This is a genomic window from Serratia fonticola, from assembly GCF_001006005.1.
GTDB lineage: Bacteria > Pseudomonadota > Gammaproteobacteria > Enterobacterales > Enterobacteriaceae > Chania > Chania fonticola.
On record NZ_CP011254.1, the window covers coordinates 4,315,417 to 4,326,832 of the forward strand.

Sequence of the window (11,416 nt, forward strand, 5' to 3'; positions counted from 1 at the left end):
ACGGAGAATGACAATTATTCCCGCGCCGGGCAACGCGGGAACTGAGGGTTCAGGCACCGGCCAAGGCTTCGAATCCGGCGCTGGTAGTGGTGAGAGCGACGTTTGTCACCTCATAATTGGCCACGGCAACGAAGGGATCTTCCGCCAGGATGGCATCCAGCTTGGTGCGTTCCATATCTTTTACCAGGATCACGCCGCCAGTACGTGGGTTCTTACGGCCAGAGGCAATAAAGCTGCCGGCTTGAAAATAGTGCTTCAACCAGGCGATATGCCCTTCAAGATGGCTTTCTACTTCTTCAATCGGGCGGTGATAGGTCAGGCTGACGATATACATAGAAGCTCCTGTTGCTGGGTAAGTGACAAAATCATGCGGGCCATCTCGACCCGTAATGATTAATAGAGAGAAGGCTCACCTTCTGGGCGGGTCTTGAAGCGGCGGTGTAGCCACATATATTGATCCGGCGCCATCAGGATCTCTTTTTCTACCACCTTGTTCATAAAGGCTGCAGCCTCGACTTCGTTATCCAGCGGGAAATTTTCCACCGCTGGCTGCATGATGAGTTCGTACCCTTTGCCTTCTGGCAGGCGGCGCGGCGTAAAGGGAATGATCGCCGGTTTCCCCATGCGGATCAACACATAGCTGCCGGTGGTGGTCGCTGCTTTTTCTACGGCAAATAGCGGGGCAAACACGCTGCTGCGCGGGCCGTAGTCATGGTCCGGTGCGTACCAGATGATCTCACCCTGTTTCAGGGCGCGGATCATCCCCTTGACGTCTTTACGGTCCAGCATGGATTTGTTCGAGCGCATACGGCCCCAGGTCTGTAGCCAGTCCATCAGCTTGTTATCGTGTGGACGGTAAACGCCGATCCCCGGATTGTGGATGCCAAAGATACGAGCACCCAACTCCAGCGTCAGGAAGTGCAGGCCGATCAGCAACACCCCTTGATGATTGTCCCGTGCCTTTTGAATGTGCTCCAGGCCGCTGACGCTGAACCAGCGCTCGATACGCCAGTTGGGCCAGAACCAGGCCATGCCGGTTTCAAACAGCCCCATCCCCACGGATTCGAAGTTCTTGGCGATCAACGCATCACGTTCGGCTCTCGGCATATCCGGAAAGCACAGTTCCAGGTTACGCTCAGTTATCGCTCGCCGGCGTTTGAGGAAACGCATTGAAAAGCGACCCAACCCGGTCCCCAAACGATAAATAATTGGGTAGGGCAGCAGGACCAGCAGGTAGAGTAAGGCGATGCCAAACCAGGTAAGCCAGTAGCGCGGATGCAGTAAAGATCGATTGAAAGAAGGAACTTGCGTCATGGGTTCTCAGCTTAGAAGCAGTCATTTAACAGTAATAACAGATAAAATGCATAGACACGTCGAGTTGCCATAAGTCGTGTTGTAGGTCGCCATCAGAATTTTTTGCTGGCCACGGGTTGCTTGAACGACTCGGTCTATGCGATGGTTTTCTGCCGTTTATAGTAGCGTATTGTGACATTTTTCTTATGTAACAGGAAAACTCACCGCATTAAAACACCCTTTTTAGGCCTAAATCAGGTGCAGCTGTTGGTTATTTGGCCAAATCAAGTAAGAATCGACCTATAAGGTAGGCAGTGTTTTATTCGTTTATTGATTCAGGAGGTAACTATGTTGGCATCATGGTTAAGCGCTGGGCTATTGGTGATCGGTGGGTTACTTGGCTGTCTTGGTGCCTATATGCAGTACAACCCCTTACTAGCCGTAGCGGGGGTCGGGCTGCTGGCTGGTGCGGTTATTTCCGGTGCTACGGAATGGTCAAGCGGGCGCTAAACACCCGCTTGAGGCCGTTTTAATGGTCTTTGAATAATCCTTTCACCCGGTGTGGTTCTGAGCGCCAATACTGTGGCGGAGCCTGCACTTGGGCCCCCAGTTTTGCGGCCGCGTGCCACGGCCAGCGTGGGTTATAGAGAATACCGCGCGCTAGCGCGACCATATCGGCCTGACCGGTGGCGACGATCGCTTCTGCCTGCTCCGGTTCGGTGATCAACCCCACGGCGATGGTTGGTATCCCTACTTTATGTTTGATGGTTTCGGCAAACGGCACCTGATAGTTCGGCCCCACCGGAATTTTTTGCTGCGGCGATAGGCCGCCGCTGGAAATATGAATGTAATCGCAGCCCAATTCCTTTAAAGCGCTGGTCAGCTCAACGGACTGCTGTTCGTTCCAGCCCCCTTCAACCCAGTCACTGGCGGAAATCCGCACCCCAAGCGCTTTATTGGCCGGGAAGACTGCCCGCACCTCGCTGAAAATCTCCAGCAACAATCGCATACGATTTTGTAGACATCCGCCGTATTGATCGGTGCGCTGATTGGCCAGTGGCGAAAGGAACTGATGCAACAGGTAACCATGCGCCCCGTGCAGTTCGATCAGATCGAAGCCGAGACGGTCGGCGCGCCGTGCCGCTGCAACAAACTGTGCCTTTAACTGCTCGATTTGCTCCAGGCTCATGGCCTGTGGAGCCTCATCCAGAGGGTTAAAGGGCTGATTGGAGGCAGAAAGTGTTTGCCAGCCGCCCTCACTCTTGGCCAACTGAGCCCCGCCTTGCCAGGGAAGGGCGCATGAAGCTTTGCGGCCAGCATGCCCCAGTTGGATCCCCAAAGGCATGGTAGCGTGTTTTTTTACGGCCTGAACCACGTCGGCAAGTGCTTGTTCGGTAGCGTCGTCCCAAAGGCCCAGATCCCCCGGAGAAATACGGCCTTCCGGTGAAACCGCAGTGGCTTCCACAATCAGCAAACCCGCCCCGGAAAGGGATAGATGGCCGAGGTGCATTGTATGCCACTCGGTGGCTTTGCCGTTGTCGGCAGAGTACTGGCACATGGGGGCGATAATAATACGGTTAGGCAACCGCAGTAGCCCCAGGGTGATCGGAGTAAACAGCTGGCTCATAATTTCCTCAAGGTCCGTCAAAATTCGTTGCTACAACTTGCACTAGGCTTATCGGTATTTGCCAATAACGTCAAGCTTTGTGCGGAAATCATTGCCGCTGGGTTAATGCTGTGTTGCCGCCTATTTTCGGGTATGATGTGCGCCGCGCGCGGGCTAACGGCCCGTGGGCACTCAATCAGTCACCTCCCGAAAGACAGGAAAGTACACCATGCCAGTGTTACATAACCGAATTTCTAATGAGGAACTGAAGGCGCGTATGCTGGCCGAAACCGAGCCACGCACCACAGTTTCTTTTTATAAATATTTCACCATTGACGACCCCAAGGCATTTCGCGATAGCCTGTATATTCAGTTCGATAAACTGAAGGTGTTTGGCCGTATCTACGTGGCCAAAGAGGGCATCAATGCGCAAATCAGCGTACCGCAGAGTCACTTTGACGCGTTCAAAACCGTGCTGTTTGCTTCGTATCCGGCTCTGGATCAAGTGCGCCTGAATATTGCGCTGGAAGACGATGGCAAATCCTTTTGGGTACTGCGCTTGAAAGTGCGTGAACGTATTGTGGCCGACGGGATTGAAGATGAGACCTTCAACCCTGCCAATGTAGGTGAGTATCTGCAGGCCGATCGCGTTAACCAGATGATCGACGATCCGAATACGGTGTTCGTTGATATGCGCAACCACTATGAGTACGAGGTTGGGCACTTTGATAAGGCGATCGAAGTGCCTTCCGACACGTTCCGCGATCAGCTACCGATGGCAGTGGAGATGCTACAGGAGCAGAAAGACAAAAATATTGTCATGTACTGTACCGGTGGGATCCGTTGTGAGAAAGCCAGCGCCTATATGTTGCATAATGGCTTCAAAAACGTCTATCACGTGGAAGGCGGTATTATCGAATATGCCCGCCAGGCGAAGGCGCAAGGGTTGCCATTGAAGTTCATCGGCAAGAACTTTGTGTTTGACGAGCGCATGGGGGAACGTATCTCAGAAGACGTGATTGCCAACTGCCATCAGTGCGGTGCGCCATGTGATACTCATACCAACTGCCTGAACGACGGCTGCCATCTGCTGTTTATCCAGTGCCCAAGCTGTGCCGAGAAATTTGCTGGCTGTTGCAGCGAGACCTGCCGCGAAGAGTTGAAACTACCGCGTGAAGAACAGCGAGCCCGCCGGGCTGGCCGCGAGAATGGCGTGAAAATCTTCAATAAGTCCAAAGGGCTGTTGCAAACCACCATGCATATCCCAGAACCGAAAGAGTAAGGGGACACATAAGTTAAGTAGGGCGCTGCTAAGCGGGCGCAGCATGCAGCGCCCCTACTAATTCAGCGCCCTTGTTGTATAACGAATGTATTACTTCTCGCGAACGCCTTCGACCGAGATGATCAGCTCAACTTCTTGAGAAGCCGGGCCCAGGTCAGTGGTGATGCCAAAGTCTTTCAGCTTGATTTTACCGTTGGCTTCGAAACCAGCGCGGTAACCGCCCCAAGGATCCTTACCTTCGCCGACCAGTTTGGCTGCCAGTGTGACCGGCTTGGTCACGCCGTTCAACGTCAGGTTGCCGACTACAGCATAACCTTCACCGTCTTTTTTCACTTCGGTAGAGGTAAAGGTAGCCTGCTTGTTCTTTTCAACGTTCAAGAAATCGGCGCTGCGCAGGTGTTTGTCACGCTCGGCGTGGTTGGTGTCTACGCTGGCTGTGTTGATGGTAACGTTGACTTTATCGTTAGCCGGGTCTTTTTCATCGAAGGTGAAGCCACCGTCAAAATCTTTGAAAGTGCCGTAAATCCAGCTGTAACCCAGGTGCTGGATGCGGAATTCGATAAAGGCGTGCTGGCCTTGTTTGTCGATTTTATAATTGGCAGCCAGAGCGGAACCGGCGTTTAACAGTAGGGCTCCTGCGGCCAGGCCTAATACGGTTTTCTTCAACATAGCAATATCTCCATAAATCCAAAGGGTTAATCGGTGCTGCGACCCAGCATCCGTTTCAAAGTAACATCACGATCAATAAAGTGATGTTTAAGCGCAGCCAGGGCGTGCAGTACCGAAAGCACGACGACGGCCCAAGCCAGATAAAGGTGGATAGTCCCGGCGGTGTCGGCCTGCTGTGGCAAACTGGTCACGCTAGCCGGTACGTCAAACCAGCCAAATACGCTGATTGCCTGACCATCGGCCGTCGAGATCAGGTAGCCGCTGATCAGGATGGCGAACAGCACGGTGTAAAGTGCGATATGGGCGAGCACGGCACTGATACGCGTAAGACGGCTATAACTGGCCAGAGGCTTGGGCGGCGGCGAGATAAAGCGCCAAACCACTCGTACCACCATGACGATAAACAGCAGCGTGCCAATACTTTTGTGGATCTCCGGCGCCTGGTGATACCAAACGTCGTAGTAACCCAGCGTCACCATCCATAATCCGAGGGCGAACATGCCGTAAACGGTCAGCGCCACCAGCCAGTGGATCAGTACAGAAACGTGACCAAAGCGGTCGGCGGTATTTTTCCAGAGCATCAGTTTTCCTTACAAAACTCATTTACCGACAGCAATACTTAAACTTTAAGAAACATAAATCAATAATAAATTTAACTAAGTTACTGCATAAAAATATTAATCAGTAGATTTGTTTGAGTTGTGGCAAGTTGGTCAAAGGAATCGTCGGAGAGGGCGTTTTTTTGGCAATGCTGGAGAAACGCTGGCCAATTGAAATCTATCGACTTTATTCTTCATTGTCAGCTTTTGTCATTTTTCGTAAATACCATCAGAAACCTTGGCAAATAATTGAATAACGACTAGCGTCGATTATTTGTTCGCCCTGTCAACCAGGATTAGTTTAATTCCTTCAGCAACTTGAGGGTAATATGCCTGCGACAGCAAGGAATAATTTGCTAACATGTATTTATCAATGGCTCTGGTGGGCCAGTATCACACAAGGAATTTTCATGGGCATACCCGAGTTTAATGACCGCAAGCTACGTTTGATTATGATGCTGGCTATGCTGGTGGTGATCCTGGCTGGCATCAAGGCGGCGGCAGATATTGTGGTGCCATTCCTGCTGGCGGTGTTCTTGGCCATCGTGTTAAACCCGCTGGTGCTGCTACTGGAACGCTTTCGTGTGCCCAGAGCGCTGGGGGTGACGCTGTTGGTGATTGCCATCGTCGTGCTGTTGCTGACCCTGGTCGGCATGCTGGGTGCTTCATTAAATGAGTTTGCTCGCTCCTTGCCACAGTATCGGGGCATGATGCTGGAGAAGCTGGGTGAGTTGCAATACCAGGCGCAACGCTTCAATCTGGATATTAACTTCTCGGCAGATGCGGTGGTCAAATACGTCGATCCTGGTGCCACCATGAACTTGGTGACCCGCCTGCTGGGGCACCTTTCCGGGGCGATGACCAGCATCTTCCTGTTATTGATGACGGTGGTCTTTATGCTGTTTGAGGTGAAGGTATTGCCCTTTAAGCTGCAGCAGGCGCTGGATAATCCCACCGAAGGGATGGCCACTATCCGCCGGGCCTTGCAAGGGGTCACACACTATTTGGTGATCAAGACCGCCATCAGTCTGGCAACTGGCCTGATCGTCTGGGGCTTTCTGAGCTGGGTTGGCGTTCGTTTTGCCTTTATCTGGGGCATGATGGCGTTCATGTTCAACTATGTGCCCAATATTGGTTCGATCATTGCTGCTATTCCGCCGCTGATCCAGGCTTTGCTGTTTAACGGCTTTGCCGATGCAGTCGTGGTGGCTGCGGGCTATATTCTAATCAACCTGATCATCGGTAATATGCTGGAACCGCGGATCATGGGCCGTGGGCTGGGGCTTTCTACGCTGGTGGTGTTCCTTTCCCTGATCTTCTGGGGCTGGCTGATGGGGCCCGTGGGGATGTTGCTTTCGGTCCCCTTGACCATTATTGCGCGCATCACGTTGGAAACCATGGACGGAGGACGCAAGGTGGCCATGCTCCTCGGTGATGGACGCCAGATAAACGAAATCACGCCGAAATAAGGCTTAAACGGCGGCCCGCAGTTCTAACGAAGCCGAACCCACCGGCTTAAAGGTGGTGGGTTCTGGCGGATAGAAATAACGCAGTATGTTATACAGTGAATAAAATTCCAGCCGGTTACGCACGTTGATTTTCTCGGTGATATGGCGTTTATGTACGTACACCGTATGGGCGCTGATCTGTAATTTCTTGGCGATGCGATAATTCGGCATTTCGGACATCCAATAGCGCATTACCGTCAACTCTTGCGGGCTGAAAAGCGAATGAGCCTCTTCATCCTTCATTAGCTCACTTGGGATTTTACTTAGCGTTTTTAGCGCAATGGGTAGCACGGTTTTGTTGAATAAAAAAGTATTGCTGGCAATACGCAGCGGGCTTTCACTGTAGGGATAAGGAACATCCAGATAAATATATACCGTTGCACGCCAGGCCGCCGTGATAAACGCTGAAAGCAGTTGATTGTCTGTTGTGCAGCGGCAGTAGTTGGACAGATTCACCAAAATATGGTTGGGTTTGAAACTGGCCAGTAGAGGAAGCGCGGTGTCGATGTCTGGGCAGCAGTTTACTGACGCAAACACGTTGTCAGTAAAGTGGTTGGCGATCCCAATACGAGTGAAACAGCATTCGTCCACAACGAGTAGTTTCATAGTGACGTCCTTGTTGAAGATACAAAAGGGCTAGAGCCTAATTATGTAAAATAGGCCTTACCCGGTTGTGGGATCAATTCGGAAATCCAGTGGCTATAGGAAGATATTTCCGTCTATAACCTATTTTTCAGGAATATCAGTATATTAGCGGGATTTCATTGTTGGAGGTTTCCCCTGCCGCTGGCCAGAGCGGGGCGAACAGGGGCTTGATCGGTCAGAAACGCCGCAGGCTGAAGGGCGTGATATCCAGGGATGAAGGCTTATCTTGCGCAAACAGCGCGGCTATCTCACCCAGTACGCTGGCAAACTTAAAGCCGTGGCCACTCAGACCGGTGATCACCATCAGGTGTTGGCAGTCAGGCAGGGTGTCGATGATAAAGTCTTCATCCGGGCTCATATCATAGCTACAGGCTTCACCGTGCAGACAGACGCCAAGCCCTGGCAGGAAGTGGCGCAGAAAGCCGAATACTTCGGTACCGTCGCTGGCCAGGGAGCCGAACGGCTTGCGCTGATCTGCTGTCTCCATCGGTTGTCCACCATCATGTTTACCGATCTTTAAGCCGTCATTCTCGGATGGGAAACCGTAGTAGTGGCAGCCGTCTTGCGCTTCAACGGTGAAAGCCGGAAAACGGTTGTTTTCGCTGTAACGGCCATCGGCCTGATACCAGGAAAACACCTTACGCACCGGTGAAATTGGAAGCTGTGGTAACAGATTTTTAACCCAGGTACCCGCGCAGACCACGGCTTTACGCCCTTGGTAGCGCCCCTCTGAAGTAACGACCTCAACACCTTGCTCGATTGGCTCGATGGCGGTTACCGGGCAATTGAACAGTTGGGCGCAGCCCGCTTCTCTGGCCAATTTGACGTAGCTGGCAACAATCAGTTCCGAGCGCAGTATTCCTGCATCGGGTTCGAACAGGCCGACATAACCTGCTGGCGCAGTGAATTCTTGCCAGCGTTGTTGGATCTGTTCGGCGCTCAGTAACTCGGTATTAAGGTTAAAGTTTTTGGCACTGCGCTGTGCTGTGGTGACAAATTCACTGTCTTGTGGCCCAAGTGTGAGCACGCCACAGGGATGAAACAGCTTGTCGCCGCTTTTCTGCTCTAATCCGTTCCACAGTGCCTGGGCACGCAGCAGAAAAGGCACATATTTTTCGCCTTCGCCGTAGGCATGGCGGATGATGCGGGTATCGCCGTGGTGGCTGCCCTGACGGTGCGGGGGGAAAGCGCTATCGATCATTAAGACCTTAAGGCCTGCGGCTGTCGCATAATAGCCTGCAGCAGCCCCAACCGAGCCGCTACCCACGATGATCAAGTCATATTCCACGTGCCATGTCCTTTCTTTGATGTGTCGCTGATGGCGGATATGATAAGAGTTTGGCGGCGGTAATGCATCAGGAACCGATGCGGGCCGATACAAAAGAAAAGGCGCCGGTTATTTGCCGACGCCTTAGCGGTTGAGGGTGAATGGGTTAATGTTTTCTTCGATCAAGGTCTAAATAATCCGTAGATTCTATCTTGGCGATGCCAGCCTCTAAAATATTGATCAATTGGCGGGCAACGTCTGTGGTTAGCCAAAGAGTCCGATCCACTTGCGCTTCTTCGGCTGTTTGGTCTAGTGAAGACAGGTAATGAAGGCGAATCATCATGGCATCATAAACATCGACGGTACTGATATCCCAGCCAACAAGCGGATGTGTCTGTATTACTTCATCATTTCTGTCCATAAAGACCCCTTATCAAGTAGTGACTAGCTGGAGTTACTAACGAGGATCAATGCGTCTCATCTTCATGGTGAGCTTTTACAGTATACGCATCCGAGATCTGGCGTGGGGTGTTTTCCTGCGGTTTATTGCAAATAAATATTTTTTGCGCAATTAATCGGCAAATGGTTGGGGCGCTGCATGCTGCGCCCGTTCAAATATTACTCTTCGGATGCAGGAGGAAGTTGCACGTGCGCATGACTTTCTAATTCGGCTGCAAGATGGGCGAAATGCATTTGCATTTCAGGATCGCGGTTCTGATTTTGTGCTTCCAGTTTCAGGCTGTGGATCAGCAACTGGTTGGCTTTGTCATTCAAGCCAAAAGACAAATAAGAGAAAGCGACCTCGAGCACGCTCAGCCGCCGTTTTTGATCGGCGATCAGGGCCAGCAACTCGCCAAAGGTCATCGCTTCTTCGGGCTTGCCTTTATCCGGAACCATTGTTTACACCTTTGTTGCACCATAAGTCGTCTAATCATTACAGACCACAAGTGCTGTTTCTTCCAGGGAAAAGGGCAATACGGCGGAAACAAAAAAGCCGGAGAGCGACCCCCGGCAACAACTACATTGCAGAATTATTCTGCACTGAACCAATCGTCGGCACTTTCCCAGGTTTCCTGGAGTATCTCCTCGATCAGGTCTTTATCTGTTTTGGCACCGCCCATTACTGAAAGGCCATTGGCACCGGCATAACGGATCTGGACGGTAGTGTTAGGAAACTGGCGATTGACCCGTTTACTGAATTCGCCGGTCAGGGCTTCGATTGCCCCCGGCGGCAGTGGTTTGGTTTTATCTATAGTGACTTCAACACGCATAATTGCCCCCGGAACTGTCTACTGGATATTTATACAGTTAACTAGCGCCGGAGGCAAGAGCAGAAATAAAATATTTAGCAGTCGGTCACTGACCAGTTGATGGTCTCACCGGCCAGGAAGGGCACCACGGCTTCATTACCCAAAGTGATCTCCTCTGGCTGGGCCACCGGCAGGCGTTGCAGCGTGATAAAGTCCTGGTTCACCGGCAAGCCGTAGAAGCGGGGGCCATTCAGCGAGCTGAAGGCTTCCAGATGCTCCAGCGCGCCTAATTGCTCAAACACGGTGGCGTAGGCGGGCATCGCGTTTGGGGCGTTGAATACCCCTGCACAGCCACAGCTGGTCTCTTTACGGTGTTTGGCATGAGGTGCCGAGTCGGTGCCGAGGAAGAAGCGGTCACAACCGCTGGCAATGGCGCTGCGTAACGCTTCCTGATGGATGTTACGCTTGAGGATTGGCAGGCAGAACAGGTGTGGCCGGATCCCGCCTACCAGCATGTGGTTGCGGTTAAACATCAGGTGCTGCGGCGTAATGGTGGCACCAAGGAAACGATTGCCTTCCTGCACGTACTGAGCGGCTTCCCGGGTGGTGATATGCTCGAATACGATTTTCAACTCCGGGAACTGGCGGCGAACCGGCTCCATCACCTGTTCGATAAAGCGAGCCTCGCGATCGAAGATATCCACGCTGGCATCGGTGACTTCGCCATGGATCAGCAGCGGCATACCGATCTTCTGCATCTGCTCAAGCAGGGGATAAATCCCGGCCACATCGCTCACGCCGTGGCTGGAGTTGGTGGTGGCATTGGCTGGATAGAGCTTGGCAGCGGTAAATACCCCTTGCTCAAACCCGTTGACCAGCTCAGCCGCAGCCAGTGAATCCGTCAGGTAGCAGGTCATCAACGGCGTGAAGTCATGTTCTGCGGGGAGGGCTGCCAGAATACGTTCACGATAGCTACGTGCCGCGGCAACGGTGGTGATCGGTGGGGCCAGGTTCGGCATCACAATCGCCCGGCCAAACACCTGACTGGTATAGGGCAGAACCGTTTTCAGCATGTCGTCGTCACGCAAATGGATATGCCAGTCGTCAGGGCGGCGGATTTTCAGGGCTTGGGGTTGTGCGGTCATGGTGCAGAGCTCCGGCGGTCAAAAAATCTTAATAAAAGCGAATAAACGAGGGTTATTCACGCCGGGGTGAAAGGATAAGCGGAAAACGTTTTGGATGCATCTGTTAGTTAATGACAAGTTGAAATCAATTGGCTTACGCGATCGGAGCAACT

General features: G+C 52.3%; 14 protein-coding genes. 3 read left to right on the forward strand and 11 right to left on the reverse strand.

Features of this window, described 5'->3' with window-relative positions:
* Nucleotides 1–49: 49 nt before the first annotated feature.
* Nucleotides 50–334, reverse strand: coding sequence for a YciI family protein (locus WN53_RS19105; RefSeq protein ID WP_024486560.1), 285 nt, complete (start codon nt 332–334; stop codon nt 50–52).
* Nucleotides 335–393: 59 nt separating this feature from the next.
* Nucleotides 394–1,314, reverse strand: a complete 921-nt coding sequence (locus tag WN53_RS19110; RefSeq protein WP_024486561.1) for a Kdo(2)-lipid IV(A) acyltransferase — start codon at nt 1,312–1,314, stop codon at nt 394–396.
* 327 nt (nt 1,315–1,641) lie between these two features.
* On the opposite strand from WN53_RS19110, the gene WN53_RS19115 reads away from it, so the two are divergent.
* Nucleotides 1,642–1,803, forward strand: a complete 162-nt coding sequence (locus WN53_RS19115; RefSeq protein WP_024486562.1) for a hypothetical protein — start codon at nt 1,642–1,644, stop codon at nt 1,801–1,803.
* Between the two features lie 19 nt (nt 1,804–1,822).
* On the opposite strand, the gene WN53_RS19120 is transcribed toward WN53_RS19115, so the two are convergent.
* On the reverse strand, nt 1,823–2,920 hold the full coding sequence (locus tag WN53_RS19120; RefSeq protein ID WP_046808173.1) for an NADH:flavin oxidoreductase/NADH oxidase: 1,098 nt from the start codon (nt 2,918–2,920) through the stop codon (nt 1,823–1,825).
* A 208-nt stretch (nt 2,921–3,128) separates the two neighbouring features.
* On the opposite strand from WN53_RS19120, the gene trhO reads away from it, so the two are divergent.
* The gene (gene trhO, locus WN53_RS19125) at nt 3,129–4,181 is read left to right on the forward strand and encodes an oxygen-dependent tRNA uridine(34) hydroxylase TrhO (protein ID WP_024486809.1); all 1,053 of its coding nucleotides are present in this window, start codon (nt 3,129–3,131) and stop codon (nt 4,179–4,181) included.
* A 90-nt stretch (nt 4,182–4,271) separates the two neighbouring features.
* Here trhO and WN53_RS19130 read toward each other — a convergent pair whose 3' ends face one another.
* Complete coding sequence (locus WN53_RS19130; protein ID WP_024486808.1) at nt 4,272–4,850, reverse strand: YceI family protein; 579 nt, start codon at nt 4,848–4,850, stop codon at nt 4,272–4,274.
* A 26-nt stretch (nt 4,851–4,876) separates the two neighbouring features.
* Entirely contained in the window at nt 4,877–5,431 is a 555-nt protein-coding gene (locus tag WN53_RS19135) for a cytochrome b (protein WP_024486807.1), read from the reverse strand.
* Nucleotides 5,432–5,859: 428 nt separating this feature from the next.
* Between WN53_RS19135 and WN53_RS19140 the strand changes: the two genes are divergently transcribed.
* Nucleotides 5,860–6,918 carry an AI-2E family transporter gene (locus WN53_RS19140; protein WP_024486806.1) on the forward strand — a complete coding sequence of 353 codons (1,059 nt, stop codon included), beginning with the start codon at nt 5,860–5,862 and terminating at the stop codon, nt 6,916–6,918.
* Between the two features lie 3 nt (nt 6,919–6,921).
* On the opposite strand, the gene WN53_RS19145 is transcribed toward WN53_RS19140, so the two are convergent.
* The 6 genes from WN53_RS19145 to pyrC all read right to left on the reverse strand — a co-directional run bounded on the left by WN53_RS19145 (nt 6,922) and on the right by pyrC (nt 11,264).
* Nucleotides 6,922–7,563 (reverse strand): LuxR C-terminal-related transcriptional regulator, encoded by a 642-nt coding sequence (locus WN53_RS19145; protein ID WP_046808174.1) that lies wholly within the window; start codon nt 7,561–7,563, stop codon nt 6,922–6,924.
* A 214-nt stretch (nt 7,564–7,777) separates the two neighbouring features.
* Nucleotides 7,778–8,890, reverse strand: coding sequence for an N-methyl-L-tryptophan oxidase (gene solA / locus WN53_RS19150; RefSeq protein WP_046808175.1), 1,113 nt, complete (start codon nt 8,888–8,890; stop codon nt 7,778–7,780).
* Between the two features lie 145 nt (nt 8,891–9,035).
* Nucleotides 9,036–9,290 carry a biofilm formation regulator BssS gene (gene bssS, locus WN53_RS19155; RefSeq protein WP_024485935.1) on the reverse strand — a complete coding sequence of 85 codons (255 nt, stop codon included), beginning with the start codon at nt 9,288–9,290 and terminating at the stop codon, nt 9,036–9,038.
* Nucleotides 9,291–9,487: 197 nt separating this feature from the next.
* Nucleotides 9,488–9,766: a hypothetical protein gene (locus tag WN53_RS19160; RefSeq protein ID WP_024485936.1), complete on the reverse strand. Its 279-nt coding sequence runs from the start codon at nt 9,764–9,766 to the stop codon at nt 9,488–9,490.
* Nucleotides 9,767–9,900: 134 nt separating this feature from the next.
* Nucleotides 9,901–10,140, reverse strand: a complete 240-nt coding sequence (gene dinI, locus WN53_RS19165) for a DNA damage-inducible protein I (protein ID WP_024485937.1) — start codon at nt 10,138–10,140, stop codon at nt 9,901–9,903.
* A gap of 74 nt (nt 10,141–10,214) precedes the next feature.
* Nucleotides 10,215–11,264, reverse strand: a complete 1,050-nt coding sequence (pyrC, locus tag WN53_RS19170; RefSeq protein ID WP_024485938.1) for a dihydroorotase — start codon at nt 11,262–11,264, stop codon at nt 10,215–10,217.
* Nucleotides 11,265–11,416: the final 152 nt, after the last annotated feature.